This window comes from Alteromonas sp. MmMcT2-5, assembly GCF_022348315.1.
Classification (GTDB): domain Bacteria; phylum Pseudomonadota; class Gammaproteobacteria; order Enterobacterales; family Alteromonadaceae; genus Alteromonas; species Alteromonas macleodii.
On sequence record NZ_JAKRFB010000008.1, the window covers coordinates 1 to 25,828 of the forward strand.

Below are 25,828 nucleotides of genomic sequence, written 5' to 3' on the forward strand. Positions count from 1 at the left end.
AAGCTAAGGTGTAATCACGCTGTGTGCGCTTAGGTCTTTGATTACTTGAAGTTGTCATAAAGAAGTCCTCTTTATGTCAACGTATTTTAGGACGGGACAATCTTATACAAAAAAGCGGCTTCTAAAGCCGCTTTTTTATACACACTTGATAAAAATAACTTGCCTGGTCTTGTCTAACAAAGCGAGTCCTATCTTTCGATAAGGGTAGTAATAGCCTTTATCTCTTATTCAATATTCAATCGGTATTCCAATGTGATGTTGGCATTAAGAAGTTGAGATACTGGGCAATTTTCTTTTGCTTCCTGTACAATTTTCTCAAACTCATCTTCGGTAATCCCTTCAACCTCAGCATCTAAGCTTAGTGCCGATTGAGTTATTTCAAAGCCGTCATCGTTTTTCTCTAAACTGATTTTTGCAGTGGTATTTAACTCGCCGTCATTGTATCCCGCGTCTGAAAGCGCAAAAGAGAGTGCCATGGTGAAGCAACTCGCATGCGCCGCACCAATTAATTCCTCGGGGTTGGTTCCCTTTCCATTTTCAAACCGCGTGTTAAAACCATAAGGCTGGTTCGATAAAGCACCGGTTTGTGTAGAAATGCTCCCCTTTCCCTTTTTACCTAGCGGCTTGTAAACTGCACTACCTGATTTGACTATCGACATATCATCTTTCCTTTCATTTTAACTAAACTGATTTTCATGTAGTTGGATAAGATGCAAGTGCTCTGCCGATCATAAGAAATCGCTCTATTCCTTGTCATAGCGGCTTTACAGCCTCATCTTGTAAATGGTGGAATCAGAGACAGTTCCCTTTTTGAAAGAAGACTACAGAGTGAGATGAAAATTTTACTTACATCCTTTTAGTCTTTTTCAGTACCTATGCTTTCGCGCAAAGCCTCAAGCTTCGCAATGTGCGCTTAGAAAAAATGTACGCTTGTAAAACAAAAATGGAATTAACTCGCTGCACCGCGATGAAATTAATTTCAGCTGAAACCGTTCTTTATTTGTTAACCGTATATCTTCGCAAACTGGGGTCTGACGAATTAAACGCGAAGGTCGCTACAACGTTAAACCAACACATAAAAGGTGAATGATGAAATTAACACTTTCTGCAGTTTTTATTAGCACAGCGTTGAGCGCTTCGTTTTTTACGCCATCAACAAGTGCCGACGAGGCCATTCTAGCTGGGGGCTGCTTTTGGTGCATGGAGTCTGATTTTGAAAAGCTAGACGGGGTTACTGATGTGGTGTCGGGGTTCACTGGCGGAAGCGCGCCAAATCCGACTTATAATGGCAATCACAAGGGACACTTTGAGGCGGTAAAGATCACCTACGACGGCGATATGCTTTCTTATAATGATATTCTCGATCATTTTTGGGTGAACATTGACCCTTTCGATGACCGAGGTCAGTTTTGTGATAAGGGACCCAGTTACTTAAGCGCCATCTTTGTAGCAAACGATAAAGAACGTGCTATAGCAGAAAAAACAAAAGCTGACGTGGTAGCCCAATTTCCCAATAAAAAGGTGGTAACGCCCATACTCGATGCTTCTACCTTTTATCCGATAAAAGGCGACGAAATTGGCCATCAAGATTTTTATAAAAAAAGTCCCGTTCGCTATAAGTTCTACCGATGGAACTGTGGGCGTGACCAGCGCTTGGAAGAAATTTGGGGCGAGAAAGCCTTGGGTAAGAATAAGTCTTAGCCCAGCAACTTAACATCTACGCCCAACGCTAAACCAAAGCGATACCAAAAGCCACACCAAAAGAAAGCACGCCGCAAAACACTGGCAGCCCTAAGCTTTTGAATTTGCGCCAAACAAGCACAGTGACAACAGTGCCTATTGCGGTTGCAATCCAACTCGCCGCTGACGGTGCTTTTGGAATAAGTGACGCTCCTAGCATAGCGGCAATCATTAACGGCCCTAACACGCTTAGCCACGTAGGTAAACGCGCCTCAGTGTTATTGGCCTTGTGTTTATTAAAGTGACGCTGAGTCCACAGCAACGGTACTACGCGCAATGCATATGTTCCGATGGCCGCTACAACAATAGCTATCCAAATATCAACGTGCATGAGATTGCTTCCTTTCAACGTGCGAGGTGAGAAGATAAAAGGTTATCGCACCGCATAGTGCTGCCAGTGGAATTGCAGCGTTTTTAAAGGCGCTGAGAGCCAAGAAGAGAGCCGCCGTCATTGTAACGAACAAGGTAGCGCTCCATAATTTACTTGAGAATTTAGGCGCGAGTAGCACAAGGAAAAGTGCAGGTAAGGCAAAGGGCATCACGCTGTCTAATATTGGCCATTGTTGGGTAAGGGAGTCCCCTGCGATACCGCCAAGCGCTGTCCCTACGATCCAACTAAGCCACGCCACCATCGATACACCTTTAAACCAATCTACCTTTTTAGCATCGTCCATTAGCGGCAAGCGAGTATGGGCTAGCGCAAAAATCTGGTCAGTAAGGCCGTGCATTAAATAGGGCCAAGCTTTACTTTGCGGTAAATAAGGCACCAAGTTGGGCGCATAAACCACATGACGTACATTAACTAATAACGTCATACAAACCGCTAGCCAAAGTGGCGCACCTGATGCCACCATGGCTACCAAAAGAAACTGCGACGCGCCTGCGTAAATGAATATGGAAATTAGCGTGGCTTCCAGCGTAGAAAAACCGGCTTGAACTGCGATCACGCCAAATGAAATGGCTACCGGAATATAGCCACCTAACAAAGGTAACCCGTCAATAACCCCTTGCTTAAGTCCACTTTTTGATGAAAGCTGGCTCATTCCTTTGCCTCTTTGTGATAAACGATTGTGATAAGACATGTCGCCCACTCGTCTCCCGTTTTGTATACGTGGGGCAAATCAGCGTTAAATGCTAAACTTTGACCCGGATGCAGCCATTGAGTATTTCCACTATTCCCAGCTTCTAGAGAGCCGCTAACAACGGTAATCGTTTCTTCTGTTCCTGTGGCGTGAGCTTCTGCCTCTCGAAAAGTATTGGGTGCAACCGACATCCAATAAGCATCAACGTTCGGGATACCTTGTCCTTGCTCAATTAAACGAACTTCTACGCCCTTTTCTCCAACGCTTGCGCTAAGAGGCTGAACTAGCTGACCGAACGGAACGTCTAGTTGTTTAGCTAACCGCCAAATCGTGTCTAGCGTCGGGTTGCCGTTGCCCTGCTCTAATCTTGAAAGGTTAGATTTAGCGATACCTGCCCCTGCTGCCAATTGCGACAGCGAGACACCTTTGTCTTGCCTGAGTTTCTGCAAATGCCTTCCGAGGATGTTGAGCGTTGATTGATTCACACCTTACCAACTTAATGATGTTCCATTTAAAGAACGTTCTATATATAGAACACTTCAAAGTCAAGAAGTTTGTTTTCAATAGGGGTATGGATACGGCGTTGTGCTCACGCCACGATTGGAAAACGTGACAAATGTTAAAAGATGACAAAGTGATGAACTAAAAGGTAACCAATATTTGTGCACAGAAAACAGTCACCTTCGCTTTTTATAAACGCCCATTCGACTTTCTAACGCAAAAAGTCCGACGTAATTTATTAACAAATGCACTACATTTAAATCGCTGAATTGATTAAGAAACTTTATCAGTTACCGTTACTTGCTATCTGAGCGATGCTACGATCTCTTGCATTAAACGAATACGAAAAGCACGAACCTGTGGGCCGTTGATCATTGCTAAATATTACCGACGGTTGCTAAATATTATCGATGATAAGGGCGACTATTCGAAGAGAACCGGCAAACATTCCGTTGAGCCGGTTTTTGCGTTTCATCAAAGCGCTAGTCTGCTGAGCGTCTTTTATCTTTGATGACACACAGACATTGTAAAAATGCACAGCAAAGCTCAACAGACCCTCGCTAAAACAGCCACTAAGTACGTGATTGAACTCAATGAACAAAAGGACGTTTATGACGAATCAAACTGACAAGATTCTTTCTGACCAAGCCTCTTCAAAGCAGGCCTATTCAGAGCAGCACTCAGCGTTGGGTGAATACTCACTGGCCACTATAACCTTTTGGCTGGCTTTCGGAACCTTTGTGATTGGTTGCAGTGAATTTGCGGCAATGGGTTTATTACCTTACTTTGCAGAAGATTTTGGCATTACTGAAAATGTCGCTGGTCACGCAATTAGTGCTTATGCCATTGGTGTTGTAGTGGGCGCGCCGCTTATCACTATCTTTTTTTCCAGGCTTGCAAGACGCACCATGCTTATTTCAATGATGGTATTTTATGCTGGCGGAAACTTGCTAACAGCACTAGCGTGGTCAGAATGGACAATGAATATAGCGCGTTTTATTGCTGGCCTTCCTCATGGCGCTTACTTCGGCATTGCCATGCTCTTTGCTGCAGACATTGCCGGTAAAAATAAACGGGCGCAAGCGGTCAGTAACGTCATTTTAGGCTTGGCTATTGCCAATATTATTGGTGTGCCGTCAATTAGCGGTATTGGGCAAATGTTCGGATGGCGAACTGGCTTCTTTATTATTTCAGCCTTTGCGTTAGTTACTGCATTAATGATTTGGAAAACCGCACCGTACCGCGGCCCTAATCCAGATGCCAAACCGCTAACCGAGCTTAAAGCTCTGAAAAACAAAGACGTGCTGCTGGTACTACTTATGGGCGCTATTGGCTTTGGTGGTATGTTCTCAGTTTATTCTTATTTCAGCGCCTCTTACCTCAATACAACCTCATCACCTGAGTGGGGAATCTCGGCCACATTGCTTATCTATGGCATAGGCGTAACCTTGGGCAATATTATTGCAGGCCGCTATTCTGAAGGCAGGCTACTGACGTCAGCGATTACGTTTCAGGTTTTACTGGGCCTATCAGCTGCAGCTTACGCTGCGTCGATGGGGAATCCATACTTAATGGCAGCATCACTGTTTTTCATTGGTATCGGTGGTGGCATGGTGGTGCCGCTGCAAACAAGGCTTATGGATGTCGCTGGCGAGGCTCAGACTTTAGCCGGCGCCATGAACCATGCGGCTTTTAACACCGCTAATGCACTTGGCCCTTGGTTGGCAGGAATGACACTGTCAGCGGGTTATGGCTATACATCAACGGGTTGGGTAGGCCTAGCGCTTGCTGGTGGTGGTGTACTGGTGTGGCTGGCCATTGTTATGACTGCTCGCAATACTCAAGTACAAACAGCAACCGTATCTGGTTAAATGAAGGTTTAGCGCTGACAACCTTCGTTGTCAGCGCTTGTTAGTTGTATTCCCTCGGTATTACTCGGCGTCGTTTTCACGCTCAGAGCTATTGCGAGAAGCACTTCCCCACACATCTTCGGGAATGTCTCTTTTGGGCGCTGGCGCACTAGCTATCGCTTCAGCCTGCTTCTTCTCTTGATTTGACCACTTAACACGAATTTTCTTACCGTCGATAACTTTGGCGTTAAGTTTTTCAATGGCTTTATCGGTTTCTTCTTGCGTGCTCATTTCTACGAAACCAAAGCCCTTAGATAAGCCAGAAGCCTCATCCATCACCAAGTCGCACGACGCTATGTTGCCAAACTCGAAAAACAAGTCTTCAAGATTTTCCTGAGTAAATGTTTTAGGTAAATTGCGAACTAATATGCTCAAATTTATGTCCTACTTTTTAGGTGATTATGGATGAACGGGTGTTATTAACTTTCTTGGTTACGCAGAAACACAAGTTCCGTTGATGAACTTTGTTCTTCGCTAAACACATAGCCATCTACGTCGAAGTTTTTCAGACCTTCTACGTCTTCTACACGGTTTTCAAGAATATAACGCGCCATTAAACCACGGGCTTTCTTCGCGAAGAAACTGATAATTTTATACTGACCATTCTTGCAGTCTTTAAATGTTAGCGTAATGATCATGCCATCTAAAGATTTTTTCTTCACTGCTTTAAAGTACTCATTTGAAGCAAGGTTGATCAACACATTGTCACCCTGTGCTTCTAATGCCTTATTTAGCACATAAGTAATGCGATCATCCCAAAACGCATACAGGTCTTTTCCTTCAGGGTTTGCTAATTTAGTGCCCATTTCTAAACGATAGGCCTGCATTAAGTCTAAAGGACGAAGCAATCCGTATAGGCCAGACAAAATTCGAAGATGTTTTTGCGCATATTCTACCGTTTCGCTATCAAGCGAGTAAGCATCTAACCCAGTATACACATCACCATTAAACGCATACATTGCTTGGCGTGCATTATCGGGCGAAAATGGCGTAGAAAACTCAGCAAAACGGTTGGCGTTCAACGTTGCTAACTTGTCGCTTATCTTCATCAGCGATGATAAGTCAGCAGGCGATAAGGTGCGGCAAACTTCCATCAAACGTTCAGTGTCTTCAAGCATGGCAGGCTGAGTGAACTGGCTCACAGGAATTTCGCTTTCAAAATCTAAATTTTTTGCTGGGGATACTACAACTAACATTTCGACTCCTTAATTTTCACGCTGGTATTGTACCACCTGATACGCTTCAAAAAGCAAAATGGCATAAGAAAGACGTAAATTGGCTTAACAGAGAAATCCGATTAGCCATTTTGTCGCTATTCAATGTATGAATTGTCACACGGGTTTGATATAAATGGCGTTACAAATAATTATTCAAACAATAATTGAGATACACCCTCCGTGAACGTACCTCAATTACCAAAGCGCTGCATGTACCAGTACTTATTAAAGAACTAAGAACTGGTAAAAAAGAACGCAAGCGCGAAGCCCTACACACGCGCAAGCGAACCGTTTTATTCAACTGGCTTTTCCAGCGAGTTGTCCAAATTTATTTTGATAAAGAACAGAGAGAATTATGAGCAATCAGTTAGCTTCATTACGTGATATCACTACCGTTGTTGCCGACACGGGCGACATCGATGCCATTAAAAAGTATCAACCAGTCGATGCCACAACTAACCCGTCGCTACTTTTAAAAGCGGCTGGTCTTCCTCAATATGCAAGCCTAATTGATGATGCTGTAGCATGGGCAAAACTTCAGTCAAACGACGCTGACCAGCAGCTTACCGATGCAGCAGACAAACTAGCGGTAGCCATTGGTAAAGAAATCTCTGCAACTATTCCAGGCCGAATCTCAACTGAAGTAGACGCACGCCTTTCGTTCGACACTGCCGCCACTATCGAAAAAGCGGAACGTTTGGTTCAGCTATATGAAGACGCGGGTATCGATAAGTCACGCATTCTTATTAAAATTGCCTCTACTTGGGAAGGTATTCAGGCAGCAGAAGAGCTAGAGAAGAAAGGCATTCAGTGTAACTTAACGCTTCTATTTAGCTTCGCCCAAGCACAAGCTTGTGCAGAGGCCGGTGTTTATCTTATCTCTCCATTCGTAGGGCGCATTTTAGACTGGTACAAAAAAGCGACCGGTACTGAGTCTTACGCACCAGATGAAGATCCAGGCGTAGTATCTGTAACTAAAATTTACAACTACTACAAAGAGCACGGCTACAATACCGTAGTAATGGGTGCAAGCTTCCGTAACATTGGTGAAATTCAAGCGTTGGCAGGTTGTGATCGTCTAACCATTAGCCCAGCACTGCTAGAAGAACTGGCAAACGAGCCTGGCGATCTAGAGGTTAAACTTAAAGACAATGGCGCTACAAAAACACCAGGTGACCGCTTAACAGAAAGCGAATTCCGCTGGGCAATGAACGAAGATGCAATGGCAACCGAAAAGCTATCTGAAGGCATCCGCAACTTCGCCGCAGATCAGGAAAAACTTGAAACCATGCTTCGCGAAAAACTAAGCGCGTAAGGGCTATTGAAACAATGAGTGTTTTAACTTCTCTTCCTGAATGGAAAAAGCTGTCTGAACATGCTGCAACGGTAAAAGATGCGCACATGCGCGACTGGTTTGCACAAGATGCAAATCGAGCGGACAAGATGCAACTTGAAGCCTGCGGTATTTTTCTTGATTACTCAAAAAACCGTGTAAATGATGAAGCGCTTAAAGGACTATTCGACCTTGCCCGAGCGTGCAAACTAGAAACCCTTCGCGACGCGATGTTTTCTGGTGAGCAGATTAACTCAACAGAAGGTCGCGCTGTGCTTCACACCGCACTTCGTAATTTCTCAGACCGTAAAGTACTGGTAGATGGCGAAGACGTAATGCCTGAAGTGCATGCTACGCTTGCAAAAATTGAAGCGTTTACTGCATCGGTTCACAGCGGTGAACACAAAGGTTATACCGGCAAGCCTATCAAGCACATTGTGGCAATTGGTATTGGTGGTTCGTTCCTTGGTCCTAAGATTATGACCGAGGCACTTAAGCCGCATACCGTTGATGCCGTGAAAGTTCACTTTGTTGCCAACGTTGATGGTTGCCACATTCACGATGTGCTATCTAGCGTAGATTTTGAAGAAACTTTGGTGGTCATGTCGTCAAAGTCTTTCTCTACCCAAGAGACGCTTCAAAATACACTTACGGCTAAAGACTGGTTCTTAAAGTCTGGCGGTACACAAGAAGATATTGCTAAACACTTTGTAGCCGTGTCTTCAAACGTTAAAGCAGCCACCGAGTTTGGTATTAGCGCCGACAATATTTTCCCTATGTGGGATTGGGTAGGCGGTCGTTACTCACTGTGGTCTGCTATTGGCCTGCCTATCTCGCTAGCCCTTGGGTTTGAAAACTTCAAAGGCTTACTTGAAGGTGCGTTTGACATGGACACCCATTTCACAACCGCACCGCTAGAAGAAAACATGCCTGTTCTACTTGCACTGTTAGGTGTGTGGTACAGAAACTTCTTCGACGCGCAATCACACGTTTTATTACCTTACTATCACTATCTTCGCGGCTTACCAGCTTACGTACAGCAGTTAGATATGGAAAGTAATGGTAAAGAAGTGACGCAAGAAGGTGAGCACGTAGATTACCCTACTGGCCCAATTATTTGGGGCAGTGAAGGTACAAACGGCCAGCATAGCTTCCATCAGCTTATTCACCAAGGTTCTGGCGTTATTCCAGCAGACTTCATGTTGCCACTTAACGTTCCTAACCAGGACGACACGCATCACGCTATGCTTGCGTCTAACTGTTTTGGTCAAACACAGGCACTAATGCAGGGTAAAACCTTTGAAGAGTGTTATGCAGACCTTGACGGCAAAGGCCTGGACGACGCTGAACGCAAACGCTTGGCCGCTCATAAAACCATGCCTGGCAACAAGCCTAGCAATACTTTCTTGTTTGATAGCCTTACGCCTAAAACACTTGGCGCGCTGGTTGCAATGTATGAACATAAGGTATTCGTTCAGGGTGTTATCTGGAACCTTAACTCATTCGACCAATGGGGCGTTGAGTTAGGTAAAGTATTAGGAAACCAAGTACTTGCAGGCATTCAAGGCGAGGCAGACAAAGATAATTTCGACGCTTCAACACAACAATTGATTGCCAAATTCAGAGCAGCGAATGCACCAAAATAAGGAATGCGAGGTGATTTAAAATCACCCAATTGGTGCAAATAACAAACTGAACGGCTAGCTTTTTCGGAAGCTAGCCGTTTTTTGTTGCGGTTTTCATCAACAATACGACAGACATTTTTGATATCCGTAACACTGTACAATTGATTACTAACAAAACAAATAGGATCAATTACATACAGTTATTGTTCACGCTTTAAACACACTGGACATTTCCTTACCGTTGTCATCATATCGTCACAATTTGTTAATAAAAGGTAAATTAAACTATTTTATTTTAGTGGCGGCTGTGATACAAAATTGTACAGAGGGAATTAAAAACAAAAACTCTGTATTAGTTGTAGTGGTATAAAAAGGAGATCCCAGTGGATAAATCAGATCTATTTGCCATGTTAGACATCGAAGCAAGCCCAGCAAAAACCAAAAGCAAAAGCAAAAAACGTAAGTGGAGAGAAATCGAAGCGCTACAAGATCGCTACAAATTAGAAAAAGAACTGGCCGAACTCGACTGTGGTTTCGAGTACGAGCTAGAGACACTGGAAAGATAAAACGAAGGTCGCCTGTTACACAGGCGGCCTTTTTACTTTCTAGCGTGCTGTAAATGCTTCACTTGCAAGCATGGTGTCTCTTCGCTGGCTCTGTGTAATAGCGTATTAGCTAAGGAATATGCTCTGTGCCTAATTGCGGCCAGACCGCATAACATGTCTCATAGCTAATTAGGCATTTATCTAGTGAGCTAGCTATTGATAGGGCGCTGAATGGGGCAATCACACTTGCTGAGTAGCTAGCTGCTATTCCTGCCAGTACTATACCTGCCAATTAATGGGTTCTTTGCCCTTAGCAATAAGGTATTCGTTTGTTTGGCTGAAGTGTTTGCAACCTAAAAAGCCTCTGTGTGCTGAGAGTGGCGACGGATGAGGCGCATGTAAAACGTGGTGTTTTTCACGGTTAATGTGCTTACCTTTCTTTTGCGCATGGCTACCCCACAGAAGAAACACAACGTTTTGGCAGTGCTCATTGACTACATCGATAACCTTATCGGTGAAGGTTTCCCATCCCCATTTCGCGTGGCTATGTGCTTTGCCCTGCTCAACCGTCAATACAGTATTAAGTAGCAATACCCCTTGCTCCGCCCACGACGTCAGCGTGCCGTGATTAGGCTCGGTGAAACCATCAATGTCAGACAACAGCTCTTTGTACATATTTTTAAGCGATGGCGGTGTTTTAACGCCAGCTTTTACTGAAAAACAAAGTCCATGGGCTTGATTAGGGCCGTGGTACGGATCTTGACCTAAGATCACGACTTTTACTTCGTCTAGCGGCGTGTATTTAAGCGCATTGAATACGTCAGACTGAGGCGGGTAGATAACGCTTCCCGCTTCACGAGCGTGCTTCACGCGCTCAAGCAACGTAACAAAATAGTCTTTTTGCTTTTCATCACTAAGCGCGCTTTGCCATGTTGTAGCCGAGGGTGTCATTACTTAAGCAAATCCATCATATGCTGCTTAAGTGCATCGTAAGACGCTGGCAAGTCTACCGCTAAGCTGTCTTCGCCTGCTACATCGGCCAACGCTTTCGGTAAGCTGATTGGATTACCTAGCACGTTTTCAACAGTTTCTCTGAACTTAGCCGGGTGCGCTGTTCCTAAGAACAAACCAATTTCGCCGTCTTCTAAGTCGTGACTTACTGCGCGATAGGCAATCGCGGCATGTGGCTCGCTTGTATAGCCTTGTTGCGCTAATTGACGCATAGCAAGCTGCGTATATTCTTCGTCAACCATCTCACCTTTAAGACACGCTTTGTCGATATAGCCACGCTCAATAAGCGCCTCTATTCGCGGCCAGTTATTAGGCTGACTTACATCCATTGCGTTAGACATGGTCGCAACCGTCGCCTTAGGTTCCCACTCGCCGGTTTTAAGGTAGCGAGGTACCGTGTCGTTTAAGTTAGTTGCTGCGATAAAACGCTTTATAGGTAAACCTAACGATTTACCAATCATGCCAGCCGTAAGGTTACCAAAGTTACCGCTAGGTACTGAAATAACGAGTTGGTCTCGTTTATCTTTTGGCAACTGACTTACTGCTTCAAAGTAATAGCAAACCTGGGCTAGTAAACGGCTGATGTTGATTGAGTTTGCTGAGTTCAGGTGCAGGCCTTCACGTACGTCAGGGTCGTCAAACGCGGTTTTTACTAGCGATTGGCATGCATCGAAGTCTGACTCAACAGCAACGGTATGAATGTTACCGCCTAGCGTAGTGAATAGCTTTTCCTGCAGCGCACTAATCTTGCCCTTTGGAAACAAAATAACCACGTTGATATTGTCAATGCCGTGAAATGCATGTGCAACCGCAGCGCCGGTATCACCTGAAGTCGCTGTTAGAATGGTAACTGGCTTCCCTTCACTGATACGCGACAGGGTTTGCGCCATAAAGCGGCCGCCAAAATCTTTAAACGCCAGCGTTGGGCCATGGAAAAGCTCTAAGCAGTATACGTTATCGTTGACCTGCTCAACTGGTGCACCAAAAGCAAATGCGGTCTGAACAATTTCTTCTAGCTCGCCATTATTCAGCTCATCGCCGATAAGGGCGCGAAGTACTTCAATACTGCGCTCTACAAATGGCTTTTCCAACAATTCGTCAATATTGTCTAGGGTAGGAATATGCTCTGGAAAATAAAGCCCTTGGTTTTTACCTAAGCCCCGCTTAACGGCTTCAGCAAAATTTGCTGTGTCCGATGAATCTTTTAAATTTACCAATTCCACTTGCTGTTACCTTTTTATGTGGGCAAGTACTCTGCCCTTTTAATCTTTTAAAAAATTATTGTGCTTTTAGGAAATCATTTGCCTTTAAGAAACCATGTACCTTAAAAAGCTATGTACCTTAAGAAACAATGGTGCCTTGGCTTGGTATTTGGCACACATGGCTAAAGCCATCTTCATTTTGAATGTAGTTCTCTGTTAAATAGGCGGCGACTTTTTCCGCCTGCGCTTTACTTGGACACACGGCAAAAACCGTAGGTCCCGAGCCAGAAATACCAAAAGCGAGCGCGCCCGCTTGCTCACTAAACGCACGAGCGTCATCAAAGCCAGGCAGTAGCGATTTTCTGTAAGGTTCGGCTATGACATCGTTCATTACCGATGCAGCCAAATCAAAATTACCTACATGTAAGGCATGTACAAACACACCTAGCTGTCGACCAAAGGTTAGTGCCGTCGCCATTTCCACCTGTTTAGGTAAGATATCGCGAGCAGCCGCCGTTGATACGCTAATGCCTGAATAACAAACGGCATAGTACCATTCGTCGTTTAACGGCAACGACAGCGTGACCGGCGCATCGCTACCTGTCATTAACGTCATACCACCTAAGTAACAGGGAGCAACATTATCATAGTGAATACTACCGCTTATTTGGCCTTCTAATTCGCCCATCATTACAAGCAAAGTATCTTCATCGAACGGGGTGTCGAAGTAAGCATTTAGCGCTGCAAACGCTGCCACAATAGAGCTTGCGCTTGAACCCAACCCGCTGCCTATTGGAAGGTTTTTATGAAGCGTAAGCGCAACAGGAGAGGTTGTTTTTCCAGCCTTTTCCATTTGCTCACAGAAATAGTGATAGCACTTGGTTACAATATTACTGTCTGCATCGCCCGGGAGTTTGTGAGCAAAGCGCCCCACCGTTTCTAGTGAAAATGACTCAGCCGCCTTTATTTCAACTTCATCACCTAGCTTAGTGCCATCAACGGGCGCAAGCGCTGCGCCCAGTACGTCAAAGCCTAAGCTCACATTTCCAATTGATGCCGGCGCGAAGGCCGTGAATGCTTTCATATTATTACTCTTACTTCGCTTGTGGCGTGCTCTTTATATTAGCGCTTCAAATTAGCTCAATAAATTAGCGCTTTAAATCGATGCCACAACATTACTGGACTAAGTCACACCTTCGAATATCTTACTTTAGCCGCCTATCTACGCTAAGCAAGCTAAGCGTTATTTAGCCCTTAGTGCGCCATTTGCTTCCACGGCATAGTACGCAGAATGTCAGCAAACACCCCTGCTGCTGTTACCGTACCACCTGCTCCATATCCTCTAATTACATAAGGGATTGGGCTATAGTAGTCACTGTTAATCGCCAGCGCGTTTTCACCGTCTTTTACCTGCGAAAGAGGGTTACTTGCCGGTACAGCCTGAATGCTTACTTTGCATTTTCCGTCTTCAATGCTGCCGATATAACGAAGTACTTTACCTTCTGCTTTAGCCGCTTCAACCTTTTCACCAAACGACGTATCTAACTCTGGCAGCTGCTGCATAAACTCGTCAATTGAACAATCTTCGGCAAAACCTTTTGGCAGTACAGACTCAATTTCAATGTCAGATAGTTCTAACGCTAAATCAGCTTCACGAGCCATGATAAGCAGCTTGCGCGCTACGTCCATGCCGCTTAAGTCATCGCGCGGATCAGGCTCTGTGAAACCGTTGTCTTTGGCTGTTTGTGTCGCTTGCGACAGGCTCATGCCCTCTTCAAGTTTGCCAAATACATAAGACAAACTGCCCGATAGAATTCCTTCAAAGCGGTGTAAGGTATCGCCGGCGCTGAATAGCTTTTGCAAGTTATCAATAACCGGTAGCCCTGCGCCGACAGTGGTTTCGTAAAGGTACTGACGATTGGTCGATTGCGCGGTCTTGCGAAGCTTACGGTAGTAAGACATTGCGCTCGTGTTCGCCTTTTTATTTGGCGTTACCACGTGAAAACCGCTTTCCATCATATCTACATATTGCTGTGCAATCGCTTCGTGACTAGTACAGTCAACAATCACCGGGTTTACCAGACTATTGTCGTTAGCGAACTGATGCAGGCGCTCTACGCTTAATCCTTCGCTTGCCGATTCAAGTGCCGCTTTCCAGTCGCCGCTTAAATCAATACCTTGACTGTTTAACAGCAGTTTCCGGCTATTTGCAATGCCATAAACACGCAGCTGAACATTGCGTTTTAACAATGCAGGCTGTTGTTTTTCAATTTGACCTAGCAGTTCGGTTCCCACATTGCCACACCCTACTAGGAATACGTCAATGGTATGGCGGTCAGAGAAAAAATTCTGGTGAATAACCTTTACCGCTTTCTTAGCACGCTTGCTTTCAATTACCGTTGAAATAGAGCGCTCTGAAGAGCCCTGAGCAATAGCAACGTTGTTCACCCGCGCTTGGGCAAGCGAGTTAAAGAAACGCGCTGCCAAGCCTTTGGTTTGACGCATACCGTCACCAACCAAAGTGACAATGGCTAGGTCATGACGCACTTCAATGGGGTCTAGCAATTGATTTTGAAGCTCTAGCGCGAACGCATCTTCAAGAAGCGTTAACGCTCGGCTGGCGTCTTTGCTTTGGATACAGAAACTGATTGAGTATTCTGAAGAAGACTGGGTAATAAGGCTTATTGAAATATTGGCGTTCGACATCACCTCAAACACACGGCTTGCCATACCTACCATACCTTTAAGGCCAGGGCCTGCAACGTTAAACATGGTGACATTATCAAGCTGTGAAATACCTTTAACTGACGTCCACACTTCGCTTTTTTCATTGCTGATTAGCGTACCTGGCGCAGCTGGGTTTAGTGTGTTTCTGATCAAACAAGGGATGTGGTGTTGTGCAATAGGACCGATAGTTTTCGGATGAAGTACCTTGGCACCGAAATAAGACAGCTCCATCGCTTCTTGATAGGTAAGCTTGTCTAACAGCACTGCCCCTTCAACTTGATTCGGGTCAGCGTTATAAACACCGTCTACATCTGTCCAAATTTCACAGCAATTTGCGTCTATACACGCCGCTAAAATGGCCGCTGAATAGTCTGAGCCGTTACGCCCAAGCGTGACTTTCTCGCCCTCTTCGTTAGCAGCAACAAACCCCGGCATGACAAGAAATTCACTGCCGTCAGTAGGCACATCTGAAAAGCGTGCTTTACTAAGCGACACATCGGCAATGCTGTCTAGGTAATCGCCTTCGGCCAGCACATACTTAACCGGGTCGATAACGCGATTAGCGATACCTTTGGCAGATAGCATAGCGCTAAAAAGCGTCACCGAGATGTACTCACCAATACTTAGAATACCGGCAGCGACATTATCAGGTGCAACACCAAGCAGCTTAATACCTTCAAGGTGCTGTTTTAATACTGAAAGGTGACTATTAATGAATTCTACCACGCTTGCATGTGCAAACCCGTCGAGTTCTTCATTTAAGTTGTTGGCGATGCCGGTAACCGTGTCGTTCAACTTATTGAATAACGGCTGGAAATCTTCATTCGCGGCTGCTTGTTCACATAGCAGTGAAAGCGCGTTCGTTACCCCCTTTGGGGCAGAGAGTACAACCGCAGCACCGTCGGTTTGGTGGGTTGCCGTGCTAATCTCCATAACGCGCATGTATCGCGGTGCATCGGCTAAAGAAGAACCCCCAAACTTTAAGACTTTCATATGCTGCTCCTTAAGGTTACGCATGCTAAAACGTGTGTAAAAAAAAGCCCGCTCTGTGTTAGGCGGGCTTTCGTTGTCTTTTGCTTACTTGCACTAGTCAGCGACCGCCCTTTTTAAGGTGGTAATTAACATAATGGTGGTGCGAGTAAGTAGAATCTTTTTCATACAAGCAATTTGCCGTATAGACGTCTATATGTCAACCGCAGTTTTCACTACACTGTGTTGCAAAAAATGCAACACTCTTTAATTATTATTTCTTTTTAAGGTACAAATACGAGTTCAAGCAGTTTCTTTGCTGGCTTACAAGTATTCAAGTAGCTTTGAACAACCCCTTATTTCTAAGATCATTCAAACCTAACTCACTCAATCAAAACCTTTCTTTAAGCCAAACTCGCCTTCAAAAATGGGGCTGTTGCACTTTGCTGAACTTTGGCAACCTCCTCTGGTCTGCCTTCAGCAACTATTTCTCCTCCCTCATCACCAGCGCCTGGCCCCATATCAATAATGTAGTCGCAAGCCCCAGCCACCTGCATATTGTGCTCAACCATCACCACCGTATTCCCCGCTTCAACTAACGTGCTTAAATGCTGCATAAGTAATGCAGTGTCTAAAAGATGTAAACCTGTCGTAGGTTCATCAAGCACGTATAGGGTATTAGCATTTTGAGCACGTTTAAGTTCTGACGCTAATTTAATGCGCTGCGCCTCGCCGCCTGATAATTCAGTGGCACTTTGTCCAAGGGTTAAATAGCCAAGCCCTACGTTCATTAGCGTTTTAAGTCCCCGCGTAATAACTTGATTACCACTAAATACAGATAGTGCTTCTTCAACCGTAAGCGATAATACATCAGCGATAGAATGTTCGTTGTAACCAACTTCCAGTACGTTATCGTTAAAACGCTGACCGTTACAAACGGTACAGGGGGAATAAACACTCGGCATAAACAGTAGTTCTACCGATACCACACCCAAGCCTTCACAATGTGGGCACCGCCCTTTTACAACGTTAAACGAAAAATGGCCCGCATCGTAACCACGGGATTTTGCTTCTTCGGTTGAAGCAAATAAACTTCTGATTTGGTCAAATATGCCGGTATAGGTTGCCAAAGTTGAACGGGGTGTCCTGCCGATGGGGGACTGATCTACCACAACTATACGACTTAACTCTTCGAGTCCGCTTTCAATGCGGCCTTGCTGCGGTTCACTTTTATGTGAAAAAGTGTCTTGAGCAAGAAGCGAATTGGCGTCAGTAAGCAGTTCTTTCGTTTCTTCCGTTTCTCTCGTTTCATTCGCTCGCATCCCTTCTTTCTCAGCAGAGTTTAAACCACCTTTGACTAACTCAACTAATGCTTGGCTAATTAAACTCGACTTTCCAGAGCCGGAAACGCCAGTGACACATGTCATCACACCTAGTGGAATATCAATATCAACATGGCTGACATTATTTCTGGACACGTCTTTTAAACGCAATACCCCTGACGATTTACACTTGATACGCTGGTTTAGGGCTTTATTGTTAAAGACATAGTCTGCCGTTAAAGAGTTTTTTGTGCTTGCTAATTCTTTAACCGGCCCACTATAGACAAGCTCACCTCCGTTCACTCCCGCTCTAGGTCCTACATCTACAACCCAGTTAGCGCCTTTGATGACGTAAGGGTTGTGCTCGACAACGAGCAGTGAATTTCCCGTTTCGGTAATATTGTGAAGCGCGCGAATAAGCTCTTCTACGTCACGAGGGTGAAGACCGGATGAAGGCTCATCCATAACAAAGACAACGCCAAATAAATTCGATTTAAGCTGGGTCGCCAGACGCAATCGCTGTAGTTCGCCTACTGATATACTTGTTGTACTTCTATCTAACGAAAGGTAATGAAGCCCAAGTGCTATTATAGGCTTCACTCTTTCAATAAGGTCGCCCGTAATATTGCGTATCACCTGACCACGCTCTGAAGTATCGCCGTTGACTGACTTTCTTAACGCCTGAAGCTTTTCGTGAACTTGCTGTAGTGGCAGCCTTGAAAACTCAATAATATCTAAGCCATCAACTTTCACTGCCAGCGCATTTTGCTTAAGCTTTTTTCCACGGCAAACCGGACATGCTTCAACAGATATAAAGGGAGCAATTCGCTGCTTCATTTTCTCTTTTTGAGACGTTTTAAAGGTATCGAGCACATGACGTCGCGCACTGATAAACTTGCCATTGTAGCTGGCAGGTTCGCCCTCTTGCTGCGCTTTTCGGGTTTGCGCTAGGTTATAGTTTCGGTATACAGGTAACTGAGGCATTTCGTCGGTAAATAAGATCCAGTCACGGGTTCTTTGAGGCAGTTCACGCCATGGAATATCAACATCGATATCTAGCGATAACAGTACCCTTACTAGGTTTTTGCCCTGCCACGCACCAGGCCAAGCTGCCACAGCACCCTCTCGTATGGTGAGGCTGTCGTCGGGTACAAGGCGATGAGCTTGTGTGTCAAAAACTTTTCCAATACCGTCACAGTGTTCACATGCACCTTCGGGCGTATTAGGAGAAAACCCGTCTGCGTAGACAATGCTCTGCCCTTTGGGATAATCCCCGGCCCGGGAATAAAGCATTCGCAGACTATTAGAAAGCGTGGTGATACTACCAACGGAAGACCGAACTGAAGGTGCGCCCCGACGCTGGTGCAGGCCCACAGCAGGCGGTAAGCCGTCAATCGCGTCTACGTCAGGTTTCTCCACCTGCTCAATTAGTCGCCTTGCATAAGGTGATATCGAATCTAAATAGCGGTGCTGAGCTTCTGCGTAAAGCGTACCGAAAGCCAAAGAAGATTTTCCTGAGCCAGATACACCGGTAAACACCACCACTTCATTTCGCGGTATATCGATGCTGATATTTTTTAGGTTGTGTACACGGGCGCCGCGTACGTGAATTTTTCCCTCATTATTGTGCACTTCATCACCTGCATATCACCTTTATTAAAGAATATTTAGATACAGGCGCTATATTTCGATCCATATTTTTAAACAATCACATCAGCTGTCTGAGATGAGATGTTGAGCTAAAAAATCCACAAGCAGCCTAATTTTAGGTGCAACATTTCTGTTTGAAGGAAATACAGCCCAAATAGCCTCTTGCTTGTCTTTGTACTCGGGGAATAGCTCAATTAGCTGACCAGAGGCCAGCGCTTTACGCACGTAAAATCCAGGTAGTTGTGCAATACCTAAACCAGCAATCGCAGCACTGCACAGTGCATTCCCGCTGTTATACCGTACTCTCCCCTGTACAGGAATTGACTGAATTTCATTATCGATAAGCAAACGCCAATAGGGCTGTGACCCCACCAGCAACGAGTGCTCTTTTAACTCTTCAATACTTATGGGTTGACCTTGCTCTTTAAAATAATCCCTACTTCCGCATACAAACAAATGACGTGTAGCCAGCTTTTTTGCAACCAGCGTAGAGTCTTCCAGTTTGCCAATGCGTATGGCAAGGTCGAGGCCTTGCTCGACAATATCGAGCTTTTCGTTTGAGAAAGTGCATTGCACGCTAATGCCGGAATACTTTTGCATGAAGGTGTTGAGCAAAGGCGCGATAAAGGCTTCGCCAAACGCTACGGGAGCAGTAAGTTTAATTAGCCCTTGCGGCGATGCCTGCAGTGCACTCACCGCTAGCTGGGCATCTTCGAGCGCATTTAACGCAGGCATTGCCTGCTGAAAATACTGCGTACCTGCTTCAGTGAGCGATACGCTGCGCGTTGTTCGCTGTAATAATTTAACGCCTAGCTGCTTTTCAAGTGATGCGACTTTACGGCTTATCTGCGCCACTGACGTATCTAGCTTATTTGCAGCCCCGGTAAAATTACCAACGTCAGCTACGGCACAAAATTCGGCTATTCCCTCAAGATATTTCATTATCGCCACTCGTTGGTTTAGCGTTGTTCAACACAGCGCTGGTTTATTTTAAGTACATTCTATTTGGCAAAATTTATTATTACAAATATGAAATAGTGATTTACTAAAGCTGTATTTATCATTAGTAATCCGTCTCCTATACTTTGGCCTATAAAACATCATCGTATATTTATGATTAAGGAGTCATCACATGACATCGTTTAAAGATTCATTGCAAGAAGGTCAAACTCATATCAAGTCAAAAGCTGCGGTGGCTTGGGGCCCGGGTGAGCCGTTAAAGATGGAAGAAGTTGACGTAGAGCTTCCTAAGAAAGGCGAGGTACTTGTACGCATCGTTGCAACTGGCGTATGTCACACTGACGCATTTACGCTGTCCGGTGATGATCCTGAAGGCGTATTCCCTTCAATTCTAGGCCACGAAGGTGGCGGTATTGTTGAAATGGTGGGCGAAGGTGTGACTAGTGTAGAAGTTGGTGATCACGTAATCCCTCTTTACACAGCAGAGTGCGGCGAATGTAAGTTCTGTAAATCAGGTAAAACTAACCTTTGCCAAGCAGTGCGCGAAACACAAGGTAAAGGCTTAATGCCAGACGGCACAAGCCGCTTCTCTAAAAATGGTGAGCCAATTTATCATTACATGGGCTGCTCAACGTTTTCTGAGTACACGGTTTTACCAGAAATATCGCTAGCGAAAGTAAACAAAAATGCGCCGCTAGACGAAGTCTGCTTACTTGGCTGTGGTGTGACAACCGGTATGGGCGCCGTGCTTAAAACGGCGAAAGTACAAGAAGGCGACACGGTTGCTATCTTTGGGTTAGGTGGTATCGGTCTATCTGCCATTATTGGTGCACGCATGGCAGGCGCCGGCCGCATTATTGGTATTGATATTAATGAAAGCAAGTTTGACTTAGCGAAGCAGCTTGGCGCAACTGATTTAGTTAACCCTAAGAATTTCGACAAGCCTATTCAGGAAGTGATTGTTGAAATGACCGATGGCGGCGTTGACTACTCGTTTGAATGTATCGGCAACGTAAACGTTATGCGCTCTGCGCTAGAATGCTGCCATAAAGGCTGGGGCGAATCTGTAATCATTGGTGTAGCTGGCGCAGGACAAGAAATTTCAACGCGTCCATTCCAGTTAGTGACTGGTCGTGTATGGCGCGGCTCTGCATTTGGCGGTGTTAAAGGTCGTTCAGAGCTGCCAGGTATTGTAGAGCAATACCTAAATGGTGACTTTGGTCTTCAAGAGTTTATCACTCACACCATGGGTCTTGATGAAATAAACGAAGCGTTTGATTTAATGCATAAAGGTGAAAGTATCCGTTCTGTTGTGCATATGGATAAATAAGCATTAGAACCAAATCGCAGATATTTTTGCATAGAAAACAAAGGCCCGCATAAACGCGGGCCTTTTCGTAATTACCATATGTGTAAATCTATTTGACTCTCTTGCGTCTTATAAACGCAAAAGATGAAAGAGGTAGCAAAATAGCCAAGCTCGCTGGCTCACTAACTGAAACACTGGATACACTCGCTAAACTAGGCGCTTCAGTTACCACGATATCATCAACAAAATTGCCATAGGTTCCTGTATTGATGGTAGAAAAACGGATGGTTGTCAGCGCAGTTTGCGCAACAAAATCACCGTAGAATTCAGACCAAGTTTTAATGGCGTGATCGTCAAACACTTGACTGAACAAAATGTTACCCGTATCGCTGAATATGTCTAGCTGAAAACTTTCACCTTTGCCTCGTGCTGCATAAGCAAATGACACATCATAGTTAGCATCTGCTTCAGTAGAGAAGCTTTGAAAAATAAAGTATCGGCCATTATTACCATTGGCATTAAGCTCAGCATATTGGCTACCATCAAATGCATTCAACCCTTCAAAGTTATCCCATAGCTCCATATTTGTGCCGCTCCACCCATCAACTGTTCCAGCAGTGAAGGCTTTCCAGCTATTACTCTCAATATCGTTGTTCTCAAAGCTACCGTTTAATATCAGGTTTGCATAAGCGGACGTGCTCACACCAAAAACTAAAGATAAAACTACTAACCACTTGCTCATGTACTTCTCCAAAATCACATGTGACCCTATTATTGTATTTTACCAAGTGGTCCAACCTGTGTATCTTATTCTTTAGCATGTTGTATAAAAGTATAACTAAATAACTCCCTGCTCTAACGCCTTGAGTACAGCCCTCGTTCTATCTCTTACGCCAAGCTTAGACATAATTGATGAAACCTGATTCTTAATCGTTCCTGTAGATTTGAACATGACATCGGCAATTTCCTTGCCAAAGGAAAGCAAGATGCAAACAATTCATGGCTTTATAGTAGCGCTTCACGTTTTAACGGGTGCATTGTCACTTTTACTATTTTGGGTGCCTAGTTTTACGAGAAAGGGCGAAAGGCCCACAAGCAATTTGGTGGTTACCACATAAAAACGATGCTATTTACGTCTATTAGTGGCGTTATCAGCTCTACAATGGTGTTGTTTATTCCGCTAGTCATCTACCCAACAATGCCCGAGCACTTCGAGGCTGCCGCTCCTGAAAACCACTAAATTTCTGGCTTACCGAGAATAATAGCGGTCTACGACCCTCTCGTCCCTACCAAACACATATGAAATTTCAGATTTATCATTGACACATACGGAATTTCATATACGATACATCACATACGAAATTTCATATGTGATGTGATTTATGTCGACTTGTTCTGATTCTGCGCAGCTACAGCCTTTAACATTTTTCAAATGCTTGTCGGAAGACACCCGCTTAAAGACGCTGCTTATGCTCTGTGTAAAAGGTGAGCTATGCGTGTGCGACCTTACTGATGCGCTTCAATTAAGCCAGCCCAAAATTTCACGCCATCTCGCTGACTTACGAAAGTGCGGTTTAGTTCTCGATACTCGTAAGGGCAAATGGGTGTATTACCAGCTCCATCCTGACTTACCCGCTTGGGCACTGGAGGTCATTAAGAACACCGCTATTCACAACAATGAATATATTAGCGAGGCGTTAGCGAATTTGTCCTGCGAGAATTGCTAGATTCCAAACTTTCTGAATGGCACAAAGACCGCTGCAAAAATGCACAGCAAAGGTCAACAGGCCCTGGTGTTAATTGCAGCTTAATACTTCGCCAAGTATCTGTTTTTTTCGAAGTCTTATTCTATTTATTACAGCTACCCACAGTAGCCTCGACCATTAAACAAGGTTTTATATGAAGATTTTATATATTTGTACGCACAACCGTTGCCGCAGCATTCTTTGCGAGGCCATCACTAACGCCTCGAACGGCAATGTTGAAGCACGTAGTGCTGGCAGCCAGCCTGTAGGGGAAGTACACCCTCTTTCTCTTAAGTACCTTGCAGAGCGCGGGTTTAGTACAGACGGCCTTCAAAGCCAGTCGTGGGATGAATTTGAAGATTACGATGCTGATCTTGTTGTCACCGTTTGTGATTCAGCGGCGGGTGAGTCATGCCCTGTTTATTTCGGTAAATCTCTTAAGGTGCACTGGGGCTTAGAAGACCCGTCTAAGTTAGAAGGTAGCGAACAAGAGAAAGCAGAGGCATTCAACAACACTATCGATATTATTGAAAAGCGTGTAGCGGCATTAGCAGAGCTTGCTGAGAAAAACTTAGATAAAACAGCGCTTAAAGAGGCACTATCCAAATTAGGAGCCCAGTAATGGGTAACAGTAAATCAATGAGCCAAGATATATCAAGTAACCAAGAAAGCTCAACAGCACAAAGCCCATCTGATAACGCGGTAATGGCGCAAATGCACAAGCCAATTATGGCTAACTTTGCATCAGGGTTCTCAGATCACAAGCCGCGTATTTTGCTACTTTACGGCTCGCTCAGAGAACGCTCGTACAGCCGCCTAGTAATTGAAGAGTCGGCAAGATTGCTTGAGTACTTTGGTGCTGAAGCCAAAATCTTTGACCCTCGTGGATTGCCGCAGCCAGATACTGAAGATGACTCACACCCAAAAGTGAAAGAACTGCGTGAGCTTATGATGTGGTCTGAAGGGCAAATTTGGTGTTCACCAGAGCGCCACGGCAGCATGACTGGCATTATGAAAAGCATGATTGACTGGGTACCGCTTAGCCTTGGCGGCGTTCGACCGACCCAAGGTAAAACGTTGGCGATTATGCAGGTTTCCGGCGGTTCACAATCGTTCAATGCGGTAAACCAAATGCGCATTTTAGGTCGCTGGATGCGCATGCTAACCATCCCTAATCAGTCTTCTGTGGCAAAAGCCTTTCTAGAATTTGAAGACGATGGCCGCATGAAGCCGTCACCTTACTACAACCGCATTGTGGACGTAGTTGAAGAGTTGGTGAAATTTACTTTGCTCACCCGCGACAACAAAGACTTTCTCGTTGACCGCTATTCTGAGCGCGTTGAAAGCGCAGAAGAAGTGAGTAAGCGTGTTAATCAAAAATCGTTGTAAAGTAAGACAAAGGTGAATCAGAATGGGTTTCTTTGAACGTTATTTATCAGTGTGGGTTGGCCTTTGCATTGTTGCAGGGGTGGGCCTAGGCTATGCCATGCCGGGTGTATTTGCGTCTATTGCGGCGCTTGAATATGCACACGTAAACCTGATAGTGGCAGTACTTATTTGGCTAATGATTTACCCAATGATGGTACAAATAGACTTTGGCTCAATTAAAGACGTGGGTAAAAAGCCGAAAGGCCTTGTACTGACCTTGGTGATTAACTGGCTGATAAAGCCCTTCACTATGGCACTATTGGGTTGGCTATTTTTTAAGGGCATTTTTGCCGACTGGGTAGATCCGCAAACGGCCACTGAGTACATTGCCGGCATGATCCTACTGGGCGTCGCTCCATGCACAGCGATGGTATTTGTGTGGAGTCACCTTACCAAAGGGGATGCTAACTACACGTTAGTCCAGGTATCAATTAATGACTTGATTATGGTCGTTGCCTTTGCACCGCTTACCGCCATGCTGCTGGGCGTAACAGATATAACCGTACCATGGGATACCCTGCTGCTTTCTGTTGCACTGTATGTTGTATTGCCATTGGTCGCGGGTTATATCACGCGTCGTCACTTGGAAAATAAAGGCAATAACGCACAAGGAAATGGCGCTGTTGACGCATTGGTTAGCAAGTTCAAACCCTTTTCAGTTATCGGCCTGCTACTCACTATTGTTATTTTGTTTGGTCTTCAGGCCGAAACTATTTTATCGCAGCCGCAAGACATCGTGCTTATCGCGATACCGCTACTAATACAAACTTACGGTATTTTTGCCATTGCTTACTTTGCGGCAAAACGTATGAAACTGCCGCATAATGTTGCAGCACCGGCATGTATGATTGGTACGTCTAACTTTTTTGAATTGGCGGTAGCCGTCGCTATTTCGCTATTTGGTTTACACAGCGGCGCAGCACTTGCCACTGTGGTGGGTGTATTAGTTGAAGTGCCCGTTATGCTTTCGCTAGTGTGGTTTGCGAACAAAACGCGCCACTGGTTTGACTAAGCGCATATGAAAAAGGGCGAACCGCAGTTCGCCCCTTTTCATCAATTTTTCTCATCAACCTTTATCAACGCTTTTTACAACGCTCTTTATAAGTCGTTAAAATCTTAAACCGCAATCGCTGGTTTGTAAGTATCGGGAAGAATAAAGCCAAAGCGCTGCAAAACTGACGTTAGTACGTCCCGTTTTATCGGCTTTTCAATAAAGCCCAGTGCACCTAAAGACATTACTTTTTCTTGCATCATTGGCTGAATATCACCAGACACGACGATAACAAACGTTTCTAGCTGACGGCGTTTTATTTCACTCAACACACTGATGCCACCAAGAACAGGCATGGTCAGGTCCAGTAAAACCAAGTCTATTGTGTGATGAGCCAATACTTCCAACGCGTCCATACCATTTGACACTTCGTAAATAGTTTCAGCAAAGCCATCTGGCAAATTGCTTCTCGCCATTTTTCGCGCCAGCGCCGAGTCATCACAAATAAGAATATTAAAACCCATCAAATACAAACTTATAATTGGTTATTAATCCGTCAAC

24 protein-coding genes and 1 pseudogene are annotated in these 25,828 nt (G+C 44.9%); 10 read left to right on the forward strand and 15 right to left on the reverse strand.

Annotation, left to right across the window (positions count from 1 at the left end):
* Positions 1-224: 224 nt before the first annotated feature.
* Positions 225-659, reverse strand: coding sequence for an OsmC family protein (locus MHN09_RS05820; RefSeq protein WP_049586031.1), 435 nt, complete (start codon positions 657-659; stop codon positions 225-227).
* A 430-nt stretch (positions 660-1,089) separates the two neighbouring features.
* On the opposite strand from MHN09_RS05820, the gene msrA reads away from it, so the two are divergent.
* Positions 1,090-1,701 (forward strand): peptide-methionine (S)-S-oxide reductase MsrA, encoded by a 612-nt coding sequence (gene msrA, locus MHN09_RS05825; protein WP_049586029.1) that lies wholly within the window; start codon positions 1,090-1,092, stop codon positions 1,699-1,701.
* A gap of 28 nt (positions 1,702-1,729) precedes the next feature.
* Here the strand turns inward: msrA and MHN09_RS05830 are convergent, their stop codons facing one another.
* From MHN09_RS05830 to MHN09_RS05840, 3 genes are read right to left on the reverse strand one after another with little or no spacing between them, the layout of a single operon-like run.
* Positions 1,730-2,071 (reverse strand): AzlD domain-containing protein, encoded by a 342-nt coding sequence (locus MHN09_RS05830; RefSeq protein ID WP_014950476.1) that lies wholly within the window; start codon positions 2,069-2,071, stop codon positions 1,730-1,732.
* Entirely contained in the window at positions 2,061-2,783 is a 723-nt protein-coding gene (locus MHN09_RS05835; RefSeq protein ID WP_239239572.1) for an AzlC family ABC transporter permease, read from the reverse strand. Before MHN09_RS05835 ends, MHN09_RS05830 begins: the two co-directional genes overlap by 11 nt.
* Positions 2,780-3,271 (reverse strand): helix-turn-helix transcriptional regulator, encoded by a 492-nt coding sequence (locus tag MHN09_RS05840; protein ID WP_080589203.1) that lies wholly within the window; start codon positions 3,269-3,271, stop codon positions 2,780-2,782. The genes MHN09_RS05835 and MHN09_RS05840 overlap by 4 nt, the downstream gene beginning before the upstream one ends.
* Positions 3,272-3,934: 663 nt before the next feature.
* On the opposite strand from MHN09_RS05840, the gene MHN09_RS05845 reads away from it, so the two are divergent.
* Positions 3,935-5,194: an MFS transporter gene (locus MHN09_RS05845; RefSeq protein WP_239239574.1), complete on the forward strand. Its 1,260-nt coding sequence runs from the start codon at positions 3,935-3,937 to the stop codon at positions 5,192-5,194.
* Positions 5,195-5,254: 60 nt separating this feature from the next.
* On the opposite strand, the gene MHN09_RS05850 is transcribed toward MHN09_RS05845, so the two are convergent.
* Both MHN09_RS05850 and yaaA read right to left on the reverse strand, forming a co-directional pair.
* Positions 5,255-5,608 (reverse strand): RNA-binding protein, encoded by a 354-nt coding sequence (locus tag MHN09_RS05850; RefSeq protein ID WP_239218527.1) that lies wholly within the window; start codon positions 5,606-5,608, stop codon positions 5,255-5,257.
* Positions 5,609-5,652: 44 nt separating this feature from the next.
* Positions 5,653-6,429, reverse strand: coding sequence for a peroxide stress protein YaaA (yaaA, locus tag MHN09_RS05855; RefSeq protein WP_239239576.1), 777 nt, complete (start codon positions 6,427-6,429; stop codon positions 5,653-5,655).
* Positions 6,430-6,805: 376 nt separating this feature from the next.
* Here yaaA and tal point away from each other — a divergent pair, with 376 nt between their 5' ends.
* The 3 genes from tal to MHN09_RS05870 all read left to right on the forward strand — a co-directional run bounded on the left by tal (position 6,806) and on the right by MHN09_RS05870 (position 9,974).
* Positions 6,806-7,765: a transaldolase gene (gene tal / locus MHN09_RS05860; protein WP_014950483.1), complete on the forward strand. Its 960-nt coding sequence runs from the start codon at positions 6,806-6,808 to the stop codon at positions 7,763-7,765.
* Between the two features lie 14 nt (positions 7,766-7,779).
* On the forward strand, positions 7,780-9,429 hold the full coding sequence (gene pgi, locus MHN09_RS05865; RefSeq protein WP_156078759.1) for a glucose-6-phosphate isomerase: 1,650 nt from the start codon (positions 7,780-7,782) through the stop codon (positions 9,427-9,429).
* Between the two features lie 362 nt (positions 9,430-9,791).
* Entirely contained in the window at positions 9,792-9,974 is a 183-nt protein-coding gene (locus MHN09_RS05870; protein WP_239239579.1) for a DUF3545 family protein, read from the forward strand.
* 258 nt (positions 9,975-10,232) lie between these two features.
* Here the strand turns inward: MHN09_RS05870 and ung are convergent, their stop codons facing one another.
* The 6 genes from ung to MHN09_RS05900 form a co-directional block, all read right to left on the reverse strand.
* Complete coding sequence (gene ung / locus MHN09_RS05875) at positions 10,233-10,904, reverse strand: uracil-DNA glycosylase (RefSeq protein WP_156086834.1); 672 nt, start codon at positions 10,902-10,904, stop codon at positions 10,233-10,235.
* A complete protein-coding gene (gene thrC, locus MHN09_RS05880) occupies positions 10,904-12,187 on the reverse strand; it encodes a threonine synthase (RefSeq protein WP_239239582.1) in 1,284 nt (427 codons plus the stop codon). Before thrC ends, ung begins: the two co-directional genes overlap by 1 nt.
* A 118-nt stretch (positions 12,188-12,305) precedes the next feature.
* Entirely contained in the window at positions 12,306-13,250 is a 945-nt protein-coding gene (gene thrB / locus MHN09_RS05885) for a homoserine kinase (protein ID WP_239239585.1), read from the reverse strand.
* 170 nt (positions 13,251-13,420) lie between these two features.
* On the reverse strand, positions 13,421-15,886 hold the full coding sequence (thrA, locus tag MHN09_RS05890) for a bifunctional aspartate kinase/homoserine dehydrogenase I (protein WP_239239588.1): 2,466 nt from the start codon (positions 15,884-15,886) through the stop codon (positions 13,421-13,423).
* A gap of 380 nt (positions 15,887-16,266) precedes the next feature.
* Positions 16,267-18,816, reverse strand: coding sequence for an excinuclease ABC subunit UvrA (locus MHN09_RS05895; protein WP_239239591.1), 2,550 nt, complete (start codon positions 18,814-18,816; stop codon positions 16,267-16,269).
* Positions 18,817-18,897: 81 nt separating this feature from the next.
* Entirely contained in the window at positions 18,898-19,776 is an 879-nt protein-coding gene (locus tag MHN09_RS05900; protein WP_239239595.1) for a LysR family transcriptional regulator, read from the reverse strand.
* A 190-nt stretch (positions 19,777-19,966) separates the two neighbouring features.
* On the opposite strand from MHN09_RS05900, the gene MHN09_RS05905 reads away from it, so the two are divergent.
* Entirely contained in the window at positions 19,967-21,124 is a 1,158-nt protein-coding gene (locus tag MHN09_RS05905; protein ID WP_061095748.1) for an S-(hydroxymethyl)glutathione dehydrogenase/class III alcohol dehydrogenase, read from the forward strand.
* 88 nt (positions 21,125-21,212) lie between these two features.
* Here MHN09_RS05905 and MHN09_RS05910 read toward each other — a convergent pair whose 3' ends face one another.
* Together MHN09_RS05910 and MHN09_RS05915 are read right to left on the reverse strand one after the other, a co-directional pair.
* On the reverse strand, positions 21,213-21,845 hold the full coding sequence (locus tag MHN09_RS05910; protein ID WP_061095749.1) for a hypothetical protein: 633 nt from the start codon (positions 21,843-21,845) through the stop codon (positions 21,213-21,215).
* 96 nt (positions 21,846-21,941) lie between these two features.
* Positions 21,942-22,088, reverse strand: a pseudogene (locus tag MHN09_RS05915) (LuxR C-terminal-related transcriptional regulator); the annotation flags it as partial.
* 397 nt (positions 22,089-22,485) lie between these two features.
* On the opposite strand from MHN09_RS05915, the gene MHN09_RS05920 reads away from it, so the two are divergent.
* The 4 genes from MHN09_RS05920 (at position 22,486) to arsB (ending at position 25,288) form a co-directional block, all read left to right on the forward strand.
* Positions 22,486-22,830, forward strand: coding sequence for a metalloregulator ArsR/SmtB family transcription factor (locus MHN09_RS05920; protein WP_239218508.1), 345 nt, complete (start codon positions 22,486-22,488; stop codon positions 22,828-22,830).
* A 172-nt stretch (positions 22,831-23,002) separates the two neighbouring features.
* Positions 23,003-23,470, forward strand: coding sequence for an arsenate reductase ArsC (locus MHN09_RS05925; RefSeq protein WP_049586016.1), 468 nt, complete (start codon positions 23,003-23,005; stop codon positions 23,468-23,470).
* Entirely contained in the window at positions 23,470-24,237 is a 768-nt protein-coding gene (arsH, locus tag MHN09_RS05930; protein ID WP_152910866.1) for an arsenical resistance protein ArsH, read from the forward strand. Before MHN09_RS05925 ends, arsH begins: the two co-directional genes overlap by 1 nt.
* Before the next feature lie 22 nt (positions 24,238-24,259).
* The gene (gene arsB, locus MHN09_RS05935; RefSeq protein WP_014980115.1) at positions 24,260-25,288 is read left to right on the forward strand and encodes an ACR3 family arsenite efflux transporter; all 1,029 of its coding nucleotides are present in this window, start codon (positions 24,260-24,262) and stop codon (positions 25,286-25,288) included.
* A 104-nt stretch (positions 25,289-25,392) separates the two neighbouring features.
* On the opposite strand, the gene MHN09_RS05940 is transcribed toward arsB, so the two are convergent.
* Positions 25,393-25,791 carry a response regulator gene (locus MHN09_RS05940; protein ID WP_014950500.1) on the reverse strand — a complete coding sequence of 133 codons (399 nt, stop codon included), beginning with the start codon at positions 25,789-25,791 and terminating at the stop codon, positions 25,393-25,395.
* Positions 25,792-25,828 lie beyond the last annotated feature (37 nt).